Source organism: Fodinicurvata sp. EGI_FJ10296, from assembly GCF_040712075.1.
In the GTDB taxonomy this organism is placed as follows: Bacteria; Pseudomonadota; Alphaproteobacteria; order DSM-16000; family Inquilinaceae; genus JBFCVL01.
This window is the reverse complement of record NZ_JBFCVL010000007.1, coordinates 301,225-322,242: the sequence shown is the minus strand read 5'-3', so window position 1 is coordinate 322,242 and position 21,018 is coordinate 301,225. Positions and strand designations below refer to the sequence as shown.

The following is a 21,018-nucleotide window of genomic DNA, read 5'->3' as shown; positions in this document are numbered from 1 at the left end:
TTCGGGCCGTCGCCCGCGGGTCACGCTACGTTCCGCTAGGCTTCACTTCGCGTGACCCGTGGCGTGCATGTCCAGAAACCGCAGCTAAAAGGTACAGGGGGCATACGTCAATACCGAGATTCGAAATGTCGTCGGAACCGCACGCCTCAAGGGCCTGAGTGCTAACCAAGTCATAATTCAAATAAACTCACTCAGCTGCCTCTCTTGACGACTCATTCTTGATCGAATTGCGCGTCGTGCCCCATTGTGTATTGTCGGCTGTTTGGGAACGAAGTGAATATCTACTGTAGCGATCTTGTTGAGCGTAGTATCTAAGTTTGGATGGAGATTTATTTGATTTCAGGCCATTTATTATCAATCCGGCGACGCTTATGTTGGCGGTCTGGAGTGGTTTTAGTGTATGCTGAACGAGTGGAATTGTCGTCACATGAGCGCGGGTGACCATGAGCACTGCGCCGCATCGGGCGCCAATGATAACGGCGTCACTTACACACATAATAGGCGGAGTGTCGATGATTACCAGATCATATCGTTGCTCCGCCCAATCCAGAAGAGAGTCGAAAGTTTTAGACATAAGCAGTTCTGATGGGTTCGGTGGATGAGTTCCGCATGTAATTATGTCAAGATTCGGCGATTGAGATGATCGAACGGGATCTGTATTTAATTCTGTACGGACCAGTATATCGGATAAGCCAGGACTTGGGCCAATATCAAATATTTCGTTGATCGTCCCACGCCGCATGTCGGAATCAATGAGTAGGGTTTTCTTGCCGGATTCTGCGACGAGCCAAGCGAGGTTGCTTGTCGTGAAAGATTTTCCGGCATTGGGTGTGGGGCTTGTAAAAGCTAACACGTGTCGTCTGCTGCCAAGTAAAGCAAAATGGAGGCTCGTCCGCAGGCTTCTCAGACTTTCAGTGATCAAATCCTGCGGGCATTGTGCTGCCAACAGGTTCGGTCCTTGCTTGCCTCTCAGTGGCCTGCGGTCCAATCGGTTCTGCATGCGACTCTCCAGGATCACGGAAAAGACGCTAAGACCCGTCGCTTGCTCCAGTTGCTGAACATCCTCTACATTGCGACGGAATAGCATGCGGCCGAAAATCATGCCGAAGGCGAGCACTGCGCCGAGCATTCCGCCGCCACCGACCGTCATAACCTTGCTCGGCACTTCAGCCGAGCCGACATAAACCGGGTCAACGACACTGATGGTCGGTACAAGTCCGGCCCGGGACAGTCGGACATCCTGCATACTGTTCATCATCTGCGTGTAAATAGCTGAGTCGATTCCGACTTCGCGTTCGAGCTGGATGAGTTGCTGCTGGCTTTCGGGTAAGGATGTAAGCCGGCTTTCGAGTTGTTGTCGCCTGTCGATTAACCTGTTTTCCCTCTCGGCCAGCTGGCGAATTTGAGGGTGGTTTGTCTGTAATCGCTGTCGGAGCTGACTGCGTTCGATCTCGATGCTTAGCAATTCGCTTTCAATCTCGATCAATTCGGTGACCAACCGCTGATCTTCGGCCCTCAGGTCGATGCTTTCAGCGTTACGTCGAAATTCGTTGTAGCGGTGCTCGGATGCTTCCAGGGCGCGGCGTTGCTCGGGAAGCTGCTCTTCGAGAAATTCCATCTGTTGTTCAGCCTCGGCCGTCCGACGCTCCATGTTTCGGCGCATATGGCGGTCGACGATACCCTGAAGCCGTGCTTCAACATCCCGCTTGTCCGTCCCCTGAAGTCGCACCTCCAGCATGCTGGAGGTCTCTCTTGTCCGAACTGAAAGTTGTCCCCGCAGGCGCCCCCCTGCCGTCGGCGGCGATAATTTCGACACCGCAAAGCGGGTGCCGGGCAGTGCTTTCAGTGACGTTACGAACATCGACACACCGTCTACGTTGGACGCGGTTTCATCGACCCGCCCTTCCAGAATCGGGGTCTCGTTCTCATCCAGACTGTCCGGCGCTCCCGAGTAGAGCAGGTACGAACCGTCGGCAACGCCGGCGACCAGTGTGAATTGGCTTCCAAATCTGTCGACATCGACGTCGAGACGGGAAATCCGAAGATCCTCGCCGCCCCAGCCGTAATTGGCTCCAATGGTGATGCCCTCCAGGAACTCAGCCGCCGCCGTTCCCATCCAGGATAAATCCGGCAAAGTGACGGGCGGTGGGCTTGGGTCATCCCCAAGATGCCGATTGGCAAAAAAAGGGCCAACGATCGGCATTCGCACCGGCGTTACAACCACATCGAAATTTTCCTGTTGCGCCACCTCGCTGGAGAGTGAACGCGATGTGATGATATCCCGCTCCCGCGCTAATGAACCGCCGGCGCGCGTCTCACCGTCTGCCGTGCGCCACATCGAGGAATCATCCGACTCGACATAAACTACGGCTTCTGCCGTGTAGGTAGGCGTTTGTATGCCTGCGTAGACGAATCCCAAAGCAGCGCCGCAAACTGCCAATGCGGCAATCAGCCATTTTCCATCCCAGATCGTAGTGATCAGACCAGCTAGATCGATCTCTCCTTCGGTCGACGCTGGATTACGCGCTGAATCGGTGTCGCTCATCGCATTCTGCCCTGGTTGCATCCGCAGTAGTCCCGGAGTGATTTTCCAGCCGATGATCAGTGCGGGTGATCAGAGGGAGGTCCGGCTATTCCACCGTTACCGACTTCGCCAGATTACGGGGTTGATCGACATCGGTGCCCTTGGCGACCGCCGTATAGTAGGCCAGAAGTTGCATCGGCAGGGCGTAGAGTATCGGCGCCACGAAGGGATGAACGGTCGGCATCTGGACTATTCTTGCGGCAACATCGCCCAGCTCAGCGGCGCCCGGGCCATCCGTGAATGCGACGATCCGGCCACCACGAGCAACGACTTCCTGCACGTTGGAGGCGGTCTTTTCGAACACCTGATCATAGGGGGCAAGCACCACCACCGGCACGTTGTCGTCAATCAGCGCCAGCGGCCCGTGCTTCATTTCGCCGGCTGGATAGCCTTCGGCATGGATATAGCTGATCTCCTTCAGCTTCAGCGCCCCCTCCATAGCCAGAGGGAAGCTGGTCCCCCGCCCGAGATACATGACATCGCGCGCCGCCGCCATCCATTGACCAAGTACTTCGAACTGGGAACTCCGGGCGAGCACTTCTGCGACGCGGGAGGGTATTTCGATCAGCGCATCGGTCAGCGTGCGTTCCTCTGGTAGCGATAGGACGCCACGATCACGACCAGCCGTAATCGCCAGGCACGCGAGTACGCAAAGCTGTGTGGTGAACGCTTTTGTCGAGGCAACGCCGATTTCAGGACCGGCTAGCGTGCGAAGGAACGCATCGCTTTCCCGGGCAGCTGAGCTTTCGGGCACATTGACGATCGAGATTACAGTCTGTCCCGACTTACGGGCATACCGCAACGCTGCCAGCGTATCAGCCGTCTCGCCTGACTGAGAAACGAATATCGCGATACCGCCGGTTGGCATAGGCGCTTGGCGGTATCGAAACTCCGACGCGATGTCGATCTCCACCGGAATGCCGGCAATCCGTTCCAGCCAATATTTCGCCGTCATGGCGGCATAGAAGGCTGTGCCGCAGGCGACGATCGTTATGCGCGGTGTCGATTTCCAGTCCACGGGTATCGGGGGCAGCGCGATGCGCCGGGTTCCGGGATCCACATAGGCGCGCAGACCGTCGCCGATCACGGACGGCTGCTCATGAATTTCCTTGAGCATGAAGTGAGGGTAGTTTTCCTTGCCCACGCTGGCGCTGGAAATTGCGGAGCGTGTCATCGACCGCGCCGCTTCGTTGCCGTCACCGTCGAAAACAACCACGCCTGCGCGTGTAACCTCGACCCGATCGCCATCCTCAAGATAGATCAGATCCGATGTCCACGGTGCCAAAGCGATGGCATCGGAACCAAGGTACATTTCGCCGTCGCCGAAGCCGACCGCCAGGGGACTGCCGCGGCGGGCGCCAATCAGCAGGTCGTCCTCGCCTTGAAACAGCATCACCAGGGCAAAGGCGCCGTCGAGCCGGCCCAAAGCATTCGCTGCGGCATCCCGAGGGCCGCAGCCACCATCCAACAACCGCGTAATCAGATGGACGACGACTTCCGTGTCGGTTTCTGTCTCGAAAATGTGCCCCAACGCCGTCAGTTCATCGCGCAAGGGCTTGTAGTTTTCGATGATGCCGTTGTGAACCAGTGAAACATGCTTCGTTGCATGGGGATGAGCATTGATCTCACACGGCCGGCCATGGGTCGCCCAGCGGGTGTGCCCGATGCCGCTGCGCCCCGACAAGGGGTTCCGCGCCAACAGCTCGCGCAGATTGGCAAGTTTGCCCTGCGACCGCCTGCGGTCAATCCGACCATCGACGAGTGTCGAGATCCCAGCACTGTCATAGCCGCGATACTCCAGACGCTGAAGTGCCTCGACCAGCCGGTCTGCAACATCGTCCTTGCCAAGCATGCCAATAATACCGCACATGACCCGAATAATCCTTCACTCGTCGATCGTGAACGTGCCGGCCTCATCCTGCATCAGAGGCGGATATCCGCTTCTCCAGCGCCGAAAACATATTTGAGGTCATAGATGACGCTGTCCGATCTCAGGAGCGCCCTCACTCCGGTCGCGCCCAACTCTCGAAATTCCCGGTGGGCGACCGCGACTATGACACCGTCATAGATGTCCGGCATGAGCTCACAAACCGGTGTGATATTATATTCATGCCGTGCGTTGTCCGGGTCGATCCAGGGATCGTACACATCAACTGAAACGCCGAATGCTTCCAACTCATGGACAACATCAATAACCTTGCTGTTACGCAGGTCGGGGCAGTTCTCCTTGAATGCGAGGCCCATGATGAGAACTTTGGCGCCATCCACCTGAATTCGGCGCTGCAACATCGCCTTGACCATCCTCGACGCGATGTAGGCACCCATTCCGTCGTTCATGCGGCGACCGGCAAGGATGACTTGCGGATGATGGCCGATCGCCTCGGCCTTTAACGTCAGGTAGTAGGGATCGACGCCGATACAGTGTCCGCCGACCAGACCTGGCCGAAACGGCAGGAAGTTCCATTTGGTCCCTGCGGCTCTCAATACCGCCTCGGTTTCGATCCCCAGACGGTTGAAGATGATGGCCAGTTCATTGATCAGAGCGATATTCAAGTCCCTCTGCGTATTCTCGATGACTTTGGCAGCCTCAGCGACGCGAATATTTTCGGCCGGATAAGTCCCGGCGCTAATGACTTGTTTATATAGAGAGTCTATCAGTTCGGCAGCCTCCGGCGTGGAACCGGCAGTGACCTTGCAAATGGTGGTAAGGCGATGCTCCCTGTCGCCTGGATTGACCCGCTCCGGAGAGTATCCGGCAAAAAAATCCACGTTGTACCGAAGGCCGGACACTGCTTCGAGCACCGGCACGCAGTCCTCTTCCGTCGCGCCGGGATACACGGTCGACTCATAGACGACGATGTCACCTGGCTTCAGCACGCGACCGACGGTTTCCGATGCCGCGATGAGCGGGCGCAGGTCGGGTCGCTTATGGGCATCGATCGGTGTCGGCACGGTGACGATGAAGAAATTGCAATCACGCAGCGCCTCGGCGTCCGAGCCAAGCGTGAGATAGCCGGCTTCCCGAAGCTCCCGTTCCGAAATCTCACGGGTGTTGTCGCACCCGGTCGTCAACTCGGCAATTCGGGCCGCATTGATATCAAATCCCACCACCGGCCGGATCTTGCCGAACTCGACCGCCAAGGGCAGCCCGACGTATCCAAGTCCGATTACTGCCACTTCAAGGTCTTCAAGAGACCGCATCAGACAAACCTCCGTGGGAAAATCGGACGGGATAAATGACTGTTCACGTAGTGGTGGGAAAGGAAACAGGGGCAGTGAAGCGTCGACTTGGAAATACAATCACGCGGTTTTGGAAGTTGACGCCGGACAAACATCGGAAAGCCCCGCCCGATACGCCTCGATCACGAGGGACTCATCGAATTCCAGTTCCATTTTCCGCCTGCCGAGAGCCCCCATAACCGCGCGCCCGTCGGCACCGGCGCTGATCATCGCGAGAATTTTTGAAGCCAGATCACTTGCGTCGCGGGGGTGGCAGAGAAAGCCGGTAATCCCGTCGTCAACGATTTCACGGCAACCGGGCGTGTCCGTCGTTATAACGGGTCGGGCCATGGCTGCGGCCTCCAGCATCGTCCGCGGCATTCCCTCGCGATAGCTGGGTAGGACGATGCAATCGGCGGCTTCGATGAATGGGCGGACATCGGCCGCGGCGCCGAGATACTCAACGACTCCTTCCGCAACCCAGCCCTCAATGACCTTGGGGTCTATCGCTGAGCGGTTCTGGGCACCCAGGAACCCCAGCAGTTGAAATCTGGCGCCCGGATGAATTCGCCGGACTTGTCTGGCCGCATCGACGAATTCCCCGATCCCTTTGTCCCAGAGCATACGGGCAATCAGCAGAAATACCGGCTGGTCGTCGCGGTTTGGCATTGACGCCGCGCTGAAGTGAGAAAGCGGGATGCCAGAGCCAGGGAGGAGGCGGGCGGCCTTCACATCCACCAGCCCAAGGGAGACGAACAGTGCCCGATCGTCGCGGTTCTGGAAGAACACTACCGGCGTCTGTGCAAACGCGATCCGGTAGATTCCCCGCACTATCCAGGTAACGTAGCTTTCCGTTATGAACGCGACGCCCAGTCCGGTTACATTCGGAATGAATGGTATGCCGAGGGCCCGAGCCGCGATGGCGCCGTAGGCGTTATTTTTTATTGTATAGCTCAAAATAACATCCGGACGTTCACGCCTGAAAATGCTGAATAGTCTCAGAACGAGGGCGCCATCTCGTGTTGGAGAGGTCCCTTTGTTGTCCATCTTTAGCGGAACGACATTGCATCCCATCGCTTCCAACGCTGGCGTGGTATCATCAACGGGTACAACGGCAGTCACCCGGTGACCTTCATCAATGAGGCTTTGAACAAACGAACGGCGAAAATTGACGAGATTCCAGGAGGAGTTTACTGTGATGAGGATATTCATGATAACCTCACAATTTTCATGGATAACTTAAGCGCCGATGAGGTCGGCCAAGTAATTCCCGTATCCGGATTTTCGCAAGGGAGCCGCCAGCGTCGCCAGCGCGTCATCATTTATCCAGCCGGCGCGCCAAGCTATTTCCTCAGGGCAGGCAATTTTCATACCCTGACGTTCTTCGATGGTCTGGACATATTCACCGGCTTGAAGCAGGGTTTGATGAGTTCCGGTATCCAACCAGGCGTAACCACGGCCAAGTATTTCGACAAACAAATCACCGCGTGACAAATAGTATTTATTTATATCGGTTATTTCAAGCTCACCTCTGGCGGACGGTTTTACAGATTTAGCAATATCAACAACCGTATTGTCGTAAAAGTATAAACCAGTAACGGCGAAATTGGACTTTGGTTTCGCTGGTTTTTCCTCAATATCTAGAGCAATGCCGTGCTCATCGAAGACGACCACACCATAACGCTCGGGGTCGCGAACGTGGTAACCGAAAACGGTTGCTCCACGGCTTCGAGTGGCCGCTGAGTAAAGCAGGTCAACGAGCCCATGGCCGTAGAAGATATTGTCTCCCAGCACCAGCCCAACACTGCCGACGCCAATGAACGAACGCCCGATGATGAACGCTTGGGCCAAACCCTCCGGCCTTGGTTGAACGGCGTAAGATAATGAAATTCCCCACTGGGAGCCGTCGCCCAGGGCCCGGCAAAAGGGTTCGGCGTCGTGGGGCGTGGTGATGATCAGTATGTCGCGGATACCGGCCAGCATCAGGACCGACAATGGATAATAAATCATTGGCTTGTCGAAAACCGGCAATAGTTGTTTCGAGACTCCCAATGTTACCGGGTGCAGTCGTGTGCCGGACCCGCCGGCAAGGATTATTCCCTTCATGTGGCGCACTCCTCCAACAGGTCGATCACCCGGTCGACGCCGGACTCCCATGGTACCGTATCGATGGAAAACATCCGCTCGAACGCACTGCAGTCCAGGGCGGAGTTGTGCGGTCGTCTGGCCGGGGTCGGATAATCGGTCGTTGCGATAGCGGAAATGACTGGCCGCCGGTCTATCAACCGGCCCATCGCCCGCGTGAAAACCGCATCTGCGAAGGCGGCCCAGTTCGTCGTGCCGCGCCCGGCATAGTGCCAAATGCCCCACACCACGCTTTCATCACCCGCCCGGGCCAATCGCGGCGCTACGGACAGTATTGCGGCGGCGAGATCGAGGGCGGATGTGGGTTTGCCGTGCTGGTCGGCCACGACCGACAGCCGTTCCCGATCCGAAAGCCGGAGCATCGCCTTCACGAAATTGCCGCCATAGGGCGAATAAACCCAGCTTGTCCGGAGGATCATCGTCCGCGCATTCACTGCGAGCGCGCCATGTTCTCCGGCAAGCTTTGAGGCACCGTAGACATTGATCGGACAAGTCGGATCGGTTTCGGTCCACTCACCGGATTTTGTCCCATCGAAAACGTAGTCTGTTGACACATGCAGGAAGGCTGCACCGACTGCCGCAGCACCTCTTGCCAGAGCTGCTGCTCCTTCGGCGTTGACACGATATGCCCGCGCCCGATCGCTTTCTGCCTTGTCGACGGCCGTGTAGGCGGCGGCATTGACAACAATGTCGGGTGCCGTATCGATAATCGCCGCCTCAGCGCCGGCGGCATCCTCCAGATCAATCTGATCCCGCCCGAGTATAACGAGGTTCGGATCGGAAGCGCTGAGGGCGCGCGAAAGCTGCCCGCCCCGTCCGACGACCACGATTCGCAATTATGCTGCCCCCAGCCGACGACCGTTGTAGAAGCTTTCGCGGATGACCCGCCACCACCGCTCATTGGCCATGTACCAGGAGAGCGTCCGATCCAGACCGGACTCGAATGTCTCCGACGGGGTCCAATCCAGAGTCTCCCGAATTTTGCCGGTACTGATCGCGTAGCGAAGATCGTGACCCGGGCGATCAGCGACAAAATCAATCAGTCGGTCATGGGGGCGGGCCGTGGGGAACCGTTCGTCCATCCACGCGCAGATCATCCGGACCACGTCGATGTTGCGCCGCTCGGCGCCGCCGCCGATATTATAGGTTTCTCCAGGTTTTCCTTGCGTCAGCACCAGCCAAAGCGCTCGCGCATGATCCTCGACATGAAGCCAATCCCGCCGGTTCAGGCCCCGCCCGTAGACGGGCAGAGTCAACTGGTCCCGAGCCGCGAGTGCCATAACCGGGATCATCTTTTCCGGAAACTGCCATGGCCCGTAATTGTTGGAACAGTTCGATGTCACCACCGGCAAGCCATAGGTTTCTCCCCATGCTCGTACCAGATGATTGGAACCGGCTTTCGATGCGGAGTAGGGTGAGTTCGGCGCGAAACTGGTTTCTTCGGTGAACGGGGGATCATCGGCTTTCAACGACCCGTACACCTCATCGGTGGAAACGTGGTGAAGGCGAAACGCCGCTTTCCGCGATCCGGGCAATTTCTCCCAGTATTTCCGCGCGGTTTCGAGAATCGTGAATGTCCCGACGAGATTGGTCTGAATGAAGGCGTCGGGACCGTCTATCGACCGATCGACATGGCTTTCCGCCGCCAGATGCATCACGGCGTCAGGCTGGTGCCTGTCGAATGTCGCCATCATGGCCGCACTGTCGGCGATGTCCGCTTTCACTTCGCAATAGCGGTCGCTTCCAGCGCATTCCTCCAGCGCTTCTGGCGTCGACGCATAGGTGCGCTTGTCGACATTGACGACCTGAAGCCGGTGCTCCCGGATGACAAGTCTGATGACGGCAGACCCGATGAACCCGGCACCACCAGTAACAAGCAGTTTCATGGCGATTGCTCCCGATGCAGTTCGCTCTCGGTCCGATGGGCTTCATTCCAGAAGAAGGGGGGCTCGATTTCAGCCAAGCGCGGCGCAGCGGCGTCCTTTTTGGACAGATACGGCGCCGATACACCGGCCTCTGCCAAGGGCCACTCGATCCCGATGTCGGGATCGTCCCACGCGATGGCGCCATCGCAGGCGGCGTCGTAATAGGCATCTACCTTGTACTGGACCTCGGTGTTGGGGCGCAGGGCCAGGAACCCGTGCAGGAATCCCCGGGGGATGAGCAGTTGGCTCCCATTCTCCGGCGTAAGAACGGCTGTGATCCATTGACCAAAACCAGGAGAGCCGCGCCGGATGTCGACAGCGACATCGAAAATGGCACCTGCCGTGCATCGTATGAGTTTCGTTTGCGCAACCGGGGGAGCCTGATAGTGAAGGCCGCGCAAAACGCCCGCATCTCGTGACAGCGAGTGATTATCTTGCACGAAGTCAAATCTCATCCCGGCGTCGCGCATGCGCCGGGCGTTCCAGGTTTCACTAAAGTGGCCCCGTTCGTCTTCGAACCGTTTCGGCGTAAGCAGAACGATTCCCGTTATTCCAAGGCGATGAATGTTCATAAAACCGTCACTTGAACGACCAGTAACTGATGCTATCCTAGGAAAAAGGAAACGGGCCAGAACTGGTAGGGAAGCCATGAAGATCGGTTGCCTGCAAAAAATAGCCATACAAAAACGACAAGTGTGTATAGAGCGACAATTGAAAAACGAACCAATCCTGCCTGTCTTGCTATAAATACACCGGGAAGATAGCTCGCCACCATAAGCTGAATTGGCAGCAGATAAAGTGCCATACGATCCACCGCTGTGGGCGCCTGATAAGCCAAGGGTAAGAACACCAAGGAAAGTACGGAAACCCAAAACCAGAGCGCGTAAATATGCGGAGTCAGCTTAAAACGGTGCCCCAGAATTAGAAAAAATGCCGCCGCCATCGCGCTCATGGCAACACGTATGACACCGCCCTCAGATTTATTGGCATAATCAGACTCTACGTACGCAGACCAGAGTTTGTCCTGTTGTTCTGCTAGAAACAACAAATACATTCCATAGGCGCTAACCCCGATCCAAAGGAACGACCAAACACTACGGCGCATCACGGCAAGAACAGCAACGGCGGCAAACATCAAGGCGGTTCTATGAAATGTTGCGGCTATGAAAACAAAAATCAGAAAGTATATTAGGCGTTCTTTGTTATAATATTTAAGGCCGAGTAGAATTAGGCCAATCGCTGCTGCCTGCCTGGTGTATCCCATCGATACAATGATCACAAGATATGGGACCGATACCGTTAACCCCAGAAGAGGCTCTCGTAGCGACCGAACGAAAGTGATCAAACCAATCGTGAAAATCGCTGCACATACGACATTGACCAACCAAACGTCGGCGCCGATCTGAAACGCCAGCCAGTTCAGAAGCCGGTATCCCGGTTCCCGTCCTCCAAGAATGATATCGGACAGGGCATAGTGGCCGTGCTCGAACACTTGCCGCCGATATGCCCCCCAGTCGCCACCGACCCTGTAGCGAAGCCCGATCATCAGGATCAGTATGGCGCCGAAGAGCGCCCATATTTGCCCCTGCACGCGCACCCGCGCCAGACTCATCGTGGCAGGAACAAGAAAAATCAGCCAGTACGGGAGCATTTTACGAGCCCCACTTACCAAGATATTCAATTACGGTACATACTTCCAAGTAATTCTGCAACGCGTGGCCCTTGAATTTGAAGTGTATATTTTCGCTCTACCAAGTGCCGCCCTGCCTGACCCATGTGTCGACAAAGCACCGGGTCCGAAAGCAGGGTGCGAAGGGCGGTTCGCCAGTCGTCCTCCGTGCTCGCCAGAAAACCGTTTTCGCCGTGTCTTACGATGTCACTGTTGACACCTACGGGTGCAGCTACGACCGGAATCCCGCACGCCATGTACTGGATCAGCTTGTATCCACACTTGCCGCGCGACCAGGGCGTGTCGCTCAGCGGCATGATTCCGACCGTCATTTGACGGATCATGTCGACTTCCGTTTCCTCGAACCACGGAAACAGCTGGAAACGGGAAGGTACAGAGGTGCCCAAATCAGCGCCAACGGCATGGACATCCGCGTCGGCCGCCTGGGCGATGCCCTCCAGTAGCGGCATCAATGGCACCATGTAGTCGGTCCAGGTAGTCGGCGAGCCAATCCAGCCGATCACGGGGCGGCTTGTTCCGCCCGCTACCGTCCCCGGCATACCCTCACTGACCGACGCATATGCCTTCATATCGACGACGGTGGGAACCAGCTCTACCCGTTTGGCACCTGCCGCGTGCGCCCGGTCGGCCAAATATTCATTTCCTGCCGTCACCAACGCCGACGAGCGCATGACATCGTCAATCTTGCTTCCAAGGATGCGGCGCACGATTGGATTTCGGTGTCCATCGTACCGATGGAACACGGCATCGTCATAGTCCGCTATGATCGGAACGCCACGGGGCAGCAACCTGTGCTCCAGAACCCAGGGAACCCAAGGGAACGCCTCCTTTTCCAGCCAAATGATATCGGGGCGCGGAGCGGCGGCGAGTTGATTTCGTCGGTTCTGAAAGTAGCGGGTAAAAGCCAGCCGCTGACCCCGTTTCGAGTAGAGATTCGCAAGGTATTCGTCATTGAAGAACGGCGCGTATGTCGCTTCAAGGCCGGCCGCAGCCAAATAGGGCTCATATTGCATCGTACGCAACCGACTGCTGGCGCCCTGGCGTCCATAACGCGAAAGAATCAAAATCCGCGGCAAGTTCGTCAAACCGCATCGCTAGCGGTGGGATGCAGCAGCCGAGCGTAAATGTCGGCATATGCCCTTGTGCCCACCTCCAAGGAAAACGTGATTTCGGCCACTCTACGGCATCGAGCGGACACTTCGTTGTCCGCCTGAAGGCGTGCCAGCGCATCAAATGCTGTCTCCATTGCCTCCTCATCCCCCTGCTCAACCGAGATGCCGACCCGGCCTTCCAAAACGATCTTCTCCGTATCCCCGACCCCGGGATTAACAAGTGCCGGCACGCCACAACCGAGGACTTCTGCAAGGCGGGTCGGTGAGCGGCCCAATTCGGATATTTCTCCGCCCCTATAAAACATGGCGGACGCTGTGTGCCGGCGGACGGCGGCCGGCATTTCCAACGGATCGAGCGCCTGCACAGTTAGCCGGTCGCTGACAAATCCATGGTTCGCGAGCGCCGTTCGAACGGCTTCGGCACTATCCCTGGTGATGATCTCGAAACGTGCTTCGGAATTCCGCCGGGCAACCGTCTTGAAAAAGGCTGCCAGCCAGTCCACCCGGAACCAACCGCTGAGCACGGTGCCGATGCAGCCGAATACAGGTGCATTCGTTGGCATTGGGCCACCTTGGTTGCCGTTCGGGGCAAAGCGATCCAGATCCGCGCATGTTGGGATGACGATTACTTGCTGCTCACGTAGTGCTTCCGGATATTGTCGCTCCAGATAGTTCACGGCTGCATGGGTCAGTGAAACCACCGCCCCCGCGCGCCGAAGACAGGCCCGTTCCGCCATCACTATCGCTCGGTGCAATAAGGATCCGCGGCGCAAGCGACCGGCGGTTATCAATTCTTCCGGCCACAGCGCCCGCATGTCGAAGATAAACGGCACGCCGGCAACCCGACCGGTCAGCATTGCAATGACTGCTGGAATGTAACTGCGTGCATGGATCAATCGGATGTTGGCTTCGCGGACCTCACGACGGGCCAGCCGGAGAAACGTCGCCATGTCTTGCAAAGGGGCTACAACCTTCGGCCCGGTTCGGAAAAGCTGGGGCAGCCATCGGATACCGTGCATGGTGCAATCGTTCCGGATCCTCTGCACAAGTGCCTTGTTGTTGATATCAGCGGGTTTTTCGAACGAGACAACGGTGATGTCATAAGTCCGCGATAGCCCGCGCAGATAGGCAAGGACCTGAGATTGCCCGAGCGGCTCCAGCAATCCATTGCGGGTGAGATAGAGAACTCCGGCTCTGGTCACGACCTATCCCCGACCATTACTCTGGTATGCGAACGCTGCTATTCTCCCGAGTATTTCACTGGCTGCCTGGGTTACATCGACATAATTATTCACTGTAATCATCGAAAAGGTGGAATTTAGATCGTTATTTATCTTTTCCACGATCCACTCTCGATTGAACATCAGCTCAACTTTCCGCACCTCTACCCTGTCCGCCTGTAGATCAAAGGTCGGATCGCCTTGCTCAAGCCGGCTCATCCGGCGTTTTCGGCGTTGGAATCGGCTCTCGTCATCTGCCAGGACCCGGACCACCAGAATTTGACAGGCTTCGAGTTTCTTTAGTGCTTCAACAGAATACCTATGCCAGACGTTCAGTTGAGGTTCCGAGTGGCAAGCATAGTCCATCAGCACTCTCAACGGCCCCTCATCCAGGAGATAGACCCCTGGTCCCTGGTCTTCCATCCACTGCGTTGCCGCTTCAACGGTTGCAATGCCCTGGATAAGCCGCTTGCGGCCGTATCGGCTGACCTTGCGTAAAGGATCCAAACGCCAGATCTTGACCATCGCCCCTACATGGGCCATCAGACGATGCCGAGTGTCGATGTTCGGCTGCCCGATGTGGTCAAACTGATCGGCGCATAGCCGTCGGATTTCCTCGGCGATTGTTGATTTCCCGCTCCCGGCGGGACCAGTCAGCTCTACAAATACCGGATTTACCGAATTGGTTGTCGGGCCGGATGAATCTATCGGCCTTGATTCCGCGATCGTATTCATTGACTGCGACGCCTGATAGTAGGTCAAGATATTTGATTGCGGCGTGTTCTGGTGTGAAATCGGCAGCACGCTTTTTCAGCAGAGCGGTATCCCAATCGACCGACAAAGCATCTTCCAGAGCCCGTGCCAGTGCTCCTTCATCGCCCACCGGTACAAGGCGGCCATAAATACCATCTTCAAGAATTTCACGGGGGCCGGTCGGGCAGTCGGTGGAAACGACAGGTGTACCGCAAGCCAGTGCTTCGATGATCACGTTGCCGAACCCCTCGTAGTCGGACGACAGCACGAACAGGTCGGCAGTATGGTAGAAAGGAATTGGATTAGGCTGAAAGCCGGCAAATATTACCCTTCTGTCTACACCGAGAGATGCCGCCTGCGCCCGCAACTCAGGTTCCAATTCGCCATTGCCGACGAACATGAGGCTCGCTTCACACCTTCGAACAAGCGATGAAAAGGCTTTCAAGAGAAGCGAGTGGTTTTTTACAGATTTAAAACGGCCGACCGTCAAAATACGTTTTCCCTCGGCTCTTCCCCAACGGCGTTCGGCGTCTGCAACCGCAGCCGAACTTGCTCCAGACGGGAAAGGAACGGGATTATTGATTACGGTGAACCGGTTGGGATCCATGCCGGACAGGTGCGCCAGATCGAGTACAACACCTCTCGAAACGCCGACGCGCGCCTCAGCTCGCGGATACGTCATCGCGATGCTAAACCGTAGCATGGCGCCATGAAATCGGCCGTGTCCGCCATATTGACGAGAAAGCATCCCATGGTCGGATATGATAATGTTAACATTTCTGCGTGCTAAACGTCGGCCCAAGACCGCTAGCGCAGTCAAAGGCCACATTGCGACGAGCAGAGCGTCAGTTTGGCTTCTACGCAGGTAACGAGCAAGAGCAAGGGGGACAGCTCGAAGTCGGCCGGCTCCCAATTCCACAATCGGAAATTCAGCCATCGCCTCTTCCAGCAGCTCTCCTCTCGCGCACATTAATGCAAATTCAACCTCATGCCCCTGACGGGCAAACTCGCGAGCCAGAACCAAACGCACGCGCTCAACACCGCCACCACGAAGGTCTGGAAGGATGATAGCAATTTTCATGGTAGTGGGATCTATTCCGTCTCGTTAGCGTTCGAGATTGGTAATATTCGTTTTTAACAAAATCTCGAAATATGCACGATAAATCTTAAGATAGTAGCATACCATCATTGCTCTAAATTTATCGTATTTGGACAAATCTTCTATATGATTAATTCGTTTCAGTAGAATTACAGGAGGAACAAATGTTCGCCAATTAATATATGTCCTGACCTGCCTACGACTAAGTTTTGCACCTGCGACCCGGCGCGTTTTTTTATTTAACTCATGCACGCTGCGCCGGCATGGATGCATGACGACAGCGTCAGCGGCATATCCGATGCTATATCCGGCCGCTGTCGCTCGCTTGTTCCATTCTGAATCCCCGCCGGAAAAATAGCTGTCATCGAAGACACCGACTTTTCCGAAAACCGACCGCCGGACAAAAAGATTCGCAGTGACGCCCCCACCTCGCGAAACGGAGCGAGCCTGGTTGAAACCGAATGCTTTTTCGTAGCACTCAATCCAGTTCGGCGTTTCGTACTTCGGAAACAATACTATTCTTCCTGCTATTCTATCTTTGTCCGTTCGAATAAGTTCTGCTATCCCTTTCTCCAACCACTTATTGTCTGGTATACAGTCTGAGTCTGTAAACGCGACGATCTCTCCACAGGTATATGAAATACCCTTATTTCGTGCCGCATAACTACCCGGTTTATTTTCTTTAATTACGACGAAATCGTTTCCGTTCGATATGAAACTATCTTTTTCGTTATTATTTACGACTATTATTTTTATCAAATCGCGGTTGTATGTCTGATGCAACAAGGCGTCTAAGCATACCATAAGACGTTTTGTGTCATTAAAAGTCGGGATTATTACATCAACTGAAGGCCAAATGAAAATTTTTTCGTCAGAAATAGCATTTATTTCTTCATTGGCATTTGATGAATTCAGTTTCATGACCGTAAATTCCAATTACAATATTGGTAGATATTAAAATCGAATATAAACGTACTATACAAATTTCATTATTTGATCAACGGCGGCTGGGGTTATCTCAATATCGTCCCAGTGCTCCTGCTGTTTATAGGTTTTTATTGATTTTGTCCAAATAGGGTTATAATTTAAATTGCATTGAATAGATAATATGTTGAAGCATGGTGTCTTTTTTCTTTCCGGCAATATATCGATGATATTGGTATTTTTGTTACACCATATTATATTTGTCAACGCAGCGCCATGAGCAGCTATGATAGTATTTGCGCATCCGAATAGTTGTTGCTGTTCCTTAATGGTCATCCCTTCGCATTGAACTTCAATGAACCCTTTGGCTTTCAGGGATTCAATGATGCAGCTTTCATTCACAACCTTACGACGGCGCGCGTCCTTGCGGGATAAATAAAGCAGACGCCGGCTTGAATTTTGGGAAGCGTTGTGCCCAATCTGTTCACGTAGAGCGGTCGATATCCATGTTGGTATGACTTCTGAACTTGCTTTGCTTCTGTACGGGATAATAGCATCAATGCCATGTATCGTACCGATATTTTTTATAGATATACGTTTCTGATCTGGAATTCCAATGATCGAGAATATCTCCTGTTGCCATTTCTCGTCCCCTCCGGGGCATACGTACAAGTCTACATCGTCGATATTGAAACCCGCTTTTTTCAGAAACCAATAATCGCCGACGACGTCTGTGAGCCAATGGAAATAGTTTGTAGCGAATGATCGCCCCAGGAGTGCCACCGTTGGCCTCCGCCCGTACGTTTTAAGTATCGGCCCGATCTGGACTTTTGCTCTCCACTCTTTCCACCCGCGGCCACCATAGATATAGGACAAAGGGAACCCCCACTTGTCAACAAGGCCGAACGTATATTTTTTGTCGTCCTTTGGATCGTTGTGGGTATTGGTAACGAGCCCTGCGAGGCTTACGGCTTCCATCCGCAAAATTCCTGGGCGCCTTATGTAATGCTGCACATTCGGAAACTGGTTGAATCTGATGTCACCGGTGTCTTTGCCGATCATAGATGAAGAAAGATTGGGCGGCGCCTCCATCCAATGGGAGTCCGGATGCCCAAACATATTCCTTTCGAAGCGTTCATAGGCTTGAAGAGCCCGTTTTTTTACCGGTCGCAGTAATGGCCGGACGACTCCATCGATGTTCAGCATAGCGACTTCCTTACGGGGCCGATCAGCCCGAAGCGAACGAGGATGGCTGCCCCGGCCTCTGATAATTTCAGGTCCGGGTTCGTCGCTTGTTTCGACGGCAATTGCGGTGACAAGTGTGCTTTGCCGTGTGAAAGCGTCACGATTGAATCGCATTTACGAAGGGTAGAGAGCCTGTGTGCGATCAATAGAATCGTCTTTTGCCCGGACAGCGCATCGACGCCAGCCATCACGGCTGTCTCTGTTTCGGTGTCGAGAGCGCTGGTTGCCTCGTCCAGGATCAGTACCTCCGGATTGTGGTAGAGTGCGCGCGCAATCCCGATACGCTGGCGCTGCCCGCCCGACAAACGGATGCCACGGTCGCCGACCAGGGTTTGATACCCGGCCGGCAAAGACTCGGTAATGAATTCGTCAATGCAGGCAGTGCGGGCGGCGGCGCGAACAGCAGCGATGTCGATTTCGTCGTCCGGAACGCCAAAGGCGATATTCCGAGCCACAGAGTCGTCCGTCAGATAGATATGTTGTGGCACATACCCGATGCTGTTCATCCAGCTCCGCCGGTTGAAGTCCGTGATTTCCACGCCATCGACAACCAAAGAACCACTGTCGGGGACCAGCAGGCCCAGTATCACGTCTATCAGGGTCGTCTTGCCGCATCCGGTTGGACCGACCACCCCAACCGTGGAGCGAGCGGCTATTTTCAGTGACAAGGCATCCAAGGTCGGGGGCGTCTGTCCCGGATAAGAAAACGTCACGCTATACAATTCGAGTTGTTCGTTCAGCGGGAGAGTTTTCAGTTGACCGTTGCTTGTAGCTGGGCTTTTGCATGGTTCGGTCAGCAGGTGTCTACTGGCGGCCATGTCCGTGTGTACTCTTTCAAGCGCCGCCATACCCCCACGAAGATGTGCCATGGCGGCAAAGCTCTCCTGCAGCTTCGGCATCATACGCATGCCTGCGAAAGCGAGGATTCCCAAGGTAGGGAGTATTGTTTCCAGTCCGCCGCGAGTCAGCAACAATACCGTGGCCAACGCCAGAATACCGCCGAAAGTCACCACCTCCATCGCGTATCGCGGTAGTTCACGAATTACGCCGGCGCGCATTTCCCGGCTGTGCATCAACCAGGATGGTCGGGCGAAACTCCGAATAAAAGTCGCCTCCCGTCCATAGAGCTTGATATCTTTAATGCCGCCGAAAGCTTCACCGGCCAGCTTGAATCGCTGGCTGTTCGCTTTTTGCCGCTGCTGGCCATATCGCAGCAGCCGTCGCCGAGCCGCCAGATAGGCCACGCCATAGGCGCCGCCAAGACTAACCGCAGCCGCAGTAGCGATAATCGGTTCTATGACCAAAAGCATTATGAACAGAGCGATTACAACGGTACCGCTGACCAGGAGCTGAAGTAGAGGCGCAAGCACCTGAGCCTTCACCTGCTGCACCTCCATCAGGAGGCTGGCACCCAGTTCTCCGCTGTTGCGCGTCAGAAAAAAGGCGTATGGCTGCCTGAGAAAGGCGCTAAGCAAATCCACCGAAATCCGGTGAGATAGTGAATTTATCAGCCATAGCTGCAACCACTTAACGACGCCCATAAACAGATTCGCCAGCACCAATGCCACAATCGCCGCTCCGCCAAGAGCCGCCAGGAACTGGTTCGCACTGCCGAAGCCGAAACTCTCATAGACGTATGATAGCGCAGCGTTGCTCACAATCACGTTCGGATTGGCGGCCACAGAGAGAAATGGTGCAATCGAAGCGACGCTGACCAATTGGAGACATGCAGCGACGACAAGGGCAAAGGCGAGCGCACCCAACCACAAACGATCGCGCCGTGTCATTAGATCGAGCAGTTTTCGAGGAAGCGCGAGCACGGGGGTATCCTGATCTGCTGGTCATAACAACTAAAAATTATTAGGGTAATTACCATGGAATACCGTGATAAGAGTATTTATCAAAGCTACCGCACTCCGGGTGAATTCCCAGAATGGTTTAGTGAACAATACTAATGTTAGTTATTTGCGCCATGCTTTATGGCACGTCGCCGTATAATTTTATAACTATACTAGTTCATATGCTAGCTTCACTATATGATACCGATACGTGGAAAATTGATCAGTTGCTAATCGCGCTCGTAATATATTGGGATATTTATTATGAAGAACGCTTTGTGCTATGAAACGGTATTACACTGCTGGAGGTTTTGCGAAGGAATTTTAGTACGACCACTGACGCAATTGAGACACCCCCTTTGGGCTACCAATACGCAGAACCCACTCGAATGTGAAGCGCATCGGGATTGCCGGTGGCAGTTTTTTGGTGTCACGCGGCTATGTCTGGCTCTTCAAGCACAGCGTCCCGGCGTGCCTCAGCTATTGCCGACGGCATGTTTTCGACGAGCTCCAGCAGCCGGCGTTTTGGGTCTTGCCCCGTTTCACCGGACAGTCGGCCTGTCGCCGCGAACGACACCCTTCAATCCCATGTCTTCCTTCAGGCGCGCCCGCCACCGAATGCCTGAGGGACCGTGTGGTCCGAAGCGCCGCAGGCTTGCCCTTCAAGAATGTCGAAATCGCCTGCACTCTTATCCCGAGGTTGTGGGAGCGCCTGTAGACACTACATCCATTTCTGAACTGTCATGCGCGAAATGGAGGTCAGGGATGAAACAGGTGATCGCTGCAGCCGCTCTGGTTGTGTTGTCGATGAACGCGCAAGCCGCCGAGCTGGTGGAGACGCAAAGCCCGCACAGTGTCGCGGAGACCGTCGACAACTTCGTCGCCGCGGCCGAGGGGGCAGGCGCGACCGTCTTTGCGACGGTCGACCATGCTGAAGGCGCGCGTTCGGTTTCGGCGGAATTGCCGGATACCACGGTGATCATCTTCGGCAATCCGCAGATCGGCACGCCGGTCATCGCCGAAGAGCGTCGTGCCGGTCTTGATCTGCCGCTGCGCGTGCTGGTCTGGGATGAGGGCGGCCAAACGATGATTGCCTATGAGGATCCGGCAAGCCTTCGTGAGCGCCATCAGGTTGACGGCGCCGACGACGCCTTTGAGGCGATGACGGGCGCGCTACGAAATCTCGTTACCGCAGCGTCGGGCGAGTGATCCGCCACAGTCGCCATACCGCTGACGCCGGTTCGACTGCACTAGAGGTCGACGA

The 21,018-nt window shown here is 55.3% G+C and carries 17 protein-coding genes; 1 reads left to right on the top strand and 16 read right to left on the bottom strand.

Features of this window, described 5'->3' with window-relative positions; genetic code table 11:
- Positions 1-187 precede the first annotated feature (187 nt).
- From ABZ728_RS17290 to ABZ728_RS17215, 16 genes are all read right to left on the bottom strand, one after another.
- Positions 188-2,545, bottom strand: a complete 2,358-nt coding sequence (locus ABZ728_RS17290) for a polysaccharide biosynthesis tyrosine autokinase (protein WP_366657486.1) — start codon at positions 2,543-2,545, stop codon at positions 188-190.
- Between the two features lie 85 nt (positions 2,546-2,630).
- Complete coding sequence (glmS, locus tag ABZ728_RS17285) at positions 2,631-4,454, bottom strand: glutamine--fructose-6-phosphate transaminase (isomerizing) (protein ID WP_366657485.1); 1,824 nt, start codon at positions 4,452-4,454, stop codon at positions 2,631-2,633.
- A 53-nt stretch (positions 4,455-4,507) separates the two neighbouring features.
- Positions 4,508-5,785 (bottom strand): Vi polysaccharide biosynthesis UDP-N-acetylglucosamine C-6 dehydrogenase TviB, encoded by a 1,278-nt coding sequence (gene tviB / locus ABZ728_RS17280; RefSeq protein WP_366657484.1) that lies wholly within the window; start codon positions 5,783-5,785, stop codon positions 4,508-4,510.
- A 99-nt stretch (positions 5,786-5,884) separates the two neighbouring features.
- Entirely contained in the window at positions 5,885-7,015 is a 1,131-nt protein-coding gene (locus ABZ728_RS17275; protein WP_366657483.1) for a glycosyltransferase family 4 protein, read from the bottom strand.
- Between the two features lie 27 nt (positions 7,016-7,042).
- Positions 7,043-7,909, bottom strand: coding sequence for a glucose-1-phosphate thymidylyltransferase RfbA (gene rfbA, locus ABZ728_RS17270; protein ID WP_366657482.1), 867 nt, complete (start codon positions 7,907-7,909; stop codon positions 7,043-7,045).
- On the bottom strand, positions 7,906-8,775 hold the full coding sequence (rfbD, locus tag ABZ728_RS17265; protein ID WP_366657492.1) for a dTDP-4-dehydrorhamnose reductase: 870 nt from the start codon (positions 8,773-8,775) through the stop codon (positions 7,906-7,908). The genes rfbA and rfbD overlap by 4 nt, the downstream gene beginning before the upstream one ends.
- Before the next feature lie 9 nt (positions 8,776-8,784).
- Entirely contained in the window at positions 8,785-9,834 is a 1,050-nt protein-coding gene (rfbB, locus tag ABZ728_RS17260; protein WP_366657481.1) for a dTDP-glucose 4,6-dehydratase, read from the bottom strand.
- Entirely contained in the window at positions 9,831-10,445 is a 615-nt protein-coding gene (gene rfbC, locus ABZ728_RS17255; protein WP_366657491.1) for a dTDP-4-dehydrorhamnose 3,5-epimerase, read from the bottom strand. The genes rfbB and rfbC overlap by 4 nt, the downstream gene beginning before the upstream one ends.
- 32 nt (positions 10,446-10,477) lie before the next feature.
- Positions 10,478-11,524 carry an EpsG family protein gene (locus ABZ728_RS17250; RefSeq protein WP_366657480.1) on the bottom strand — a complete coding sequence of 349 codons (1,047 nt, stop codon included), beginning with the start codon at positions 11,522-11,524 and terminating at the stop codon, positions 10,478-10,480.
- Positions 11,525-11,550: 26 nt separating this feature from the next.
- On the bottom strand, positions 11,551-12,648 hold the full coding sequence (locus tag ABZ728_RS17245; RefSeq protein ID WP_366657479.1) for a glycosyltransferase family 4 protein: 1,098 nt from the start codon (positions 12,646-12,648) through the stop codon (positions 11,551-11,553).
- Entirely contained in the window at positions 12,645-13,877 is a 1,233-nt protein-coding gene (locus ABZ728_RS17240) for a glycosyltransferase (protein ID WP_366657478.1), read from the bottom strand. Before ABZ728_RS17240 ends, ABZ728_RS17245 begins: the two co-directional genes overlap by 4 nt.
- Positions 13,878-13,880: 3 nt before the next feature.
- A complete protein-coding gene (locus ABZ728_RS17235; protein ID WP_366657477.1) occupies positions 13,881-14,438 on the bottom strand; it encodes a hypothetical protein in 558 nt (185 codons plus the stop codon).
- A 40-nt stretch (positions 14,439-14,478) separates the two neighbouring features.
- Positions 14,479-15,729, bottom strand: a complete 1,251-nt coding sequence (locus ABZ728_RS17230) for a glycosyltransferase (RefSeq protein WP_366657476.1) — start codon at positions 15,727-15,729, stop codon at positions 14,479-14,481.
- A gap of 24 nt (positions 15,730-15,753) precedes the next feature.
- Entirely contained in the window at positions 15,754-16,668 is a 915-nt protein-coding gene (locus ABZ728_RS17225; RefSeq protein ID WP_366657475.1) for a glycosyltransferase, read from the bottom strand.
- A 54-nt stretch (positions 16,669-16,722) separates the two neighbouring features.
- The gene (locus tag ABZ728_RS17220) at positions 16,723-17,877 is read right to left on the bottom strand and encodes a glycosyltransferase family 61 protein (protein ID WP_366657474.1); all 1,155 of its coding nucleotides are present in this window, start codon (positions 17,875-17,877) and stop codon (positions 16,723-16,725) included.
- Entirely contained in the window at positions 17,871-19,736 is a 1,866-nt protein-coding gene (locus tag ABZ728_RS17215; protein WP_366657473.1) for an ABC transporter ATP-binding protein, read from the bottom strand. Before ABZ728_RS17215 ends, ABZ728_RS17220 begins: the two co-directional genes overlap by 7 nt.
- A 783-nt stretch (positions 19,737-20,519) precedes the next feature.
- Here ABZ728_RS17215 and ABZ728_RS17210 point away from each other — a divergent pair.
- Positions 20,520-20,963, top strand: coding sequence for a DUF302 domain-containing protein (locus ABZ728_RS17210; protein ID WP_366657472.1), 444 nt, complete (start codon positions 20,520-20,522; stop codon positions 20,961-20,963).
- Positions 20,964-21,018 lie beyond the last annotated feature (55 nt).

Excerpts from the sequence above, each read along its gene's own strand:
- rfbB (WP_366657481.1), bottom strand. The coding sequence starts at position 9,834 with ATGAAACTGCTTGTTACTGGTGGTGCCGGGTTCATCGGGTCTGCCGTC.
- ABZ728_RS17235 (WP_366657477.1), bottom strand. The coding sequence starts at position 14,438 with ATGGCCCATGTAGGGGCGATGGTCAAGATCTGGCGTTTGGATCCTTTA.
- rfbC (WP_366657491.1), bottom strand. The coding sequence starts at position 10,445 with ATGAACATTCATCGCCTTGGAATAACGGGAATCGTTCTGCTTACGCCG.
- ABZ728_RS17275 (WP_366657483.1), bottom strand. The coding sequence starts at position 7,015 with ATGAATATCCTCATCACAGTAAACTCCTCCTGGAATCTCGTCAATTTT.
- ABZ728_RS17290 (WP_366657486.1), bottom strand. The coding sequence starts at position 2,545 with ATGAGCGACACCGATTCAGCGCGTAATCCAGCGTCGACCGAAGGAGAG.
- tviB (WP_366657484.1), bottom strand. The coding sequence starts at position 5,785 with ATGCGGTCTCTTGAAGACCTTGAAGTGGCAGTAATCGGACTTGGATAC.
- ABZ728_RS17250 (WP_366657480.1), bottom strand. The coding sequence starts at position 11,524 with ATGCTCCCGTACTGGCTGATTTTTCTTGTTCCTGCCACGATGAGTCTG.
- rfbA (WP_366657482.1), bottom strand. The coding sequence starts at position 7,909 with ATGAAGGGAATAATCCTTGCCGGCGGGTCCGGCACACGACTGCACCCG.
- ABZ728_RS17225 (WP_366657475.1), bottom strand. The coding sequence starts at position 16,668 with ATGAAACTGAATTCATCAAATGCCAATGAAGAAATAAATGCTATTTCT.
- ABZ728_RS17220 (WP_366657474.1), bottom strand. The coding sequence starts at position 17,877 with ATGCTGAACATCGATGGAGTCGTCCGGCCATTACTGCGACCGGTAAAA.
- ABZ728_RS17210 (WP_366657472.1), top strand. The coding sequence starts at position 20,520 with ATGAAACAGGTGATCGCTGCAGCCGCTCTGGTTGTGTTGTCGATGAAC.
- glmS (WP_366657485.1), bottom strand. The coding sequence starts at position 4,454 with ATGTGCGGTATTATTGGCATGCTTGGCAAGGACGATGTTGCAGACCGG.
- ABZ728_RS17230 (WP_366657476.1), bottom strand. The coding sequence starts at position 15,729 with ATGAAAATTGCTATCATCCTTCCAGACCTTCGTGGTGGCGGTGTTGAG.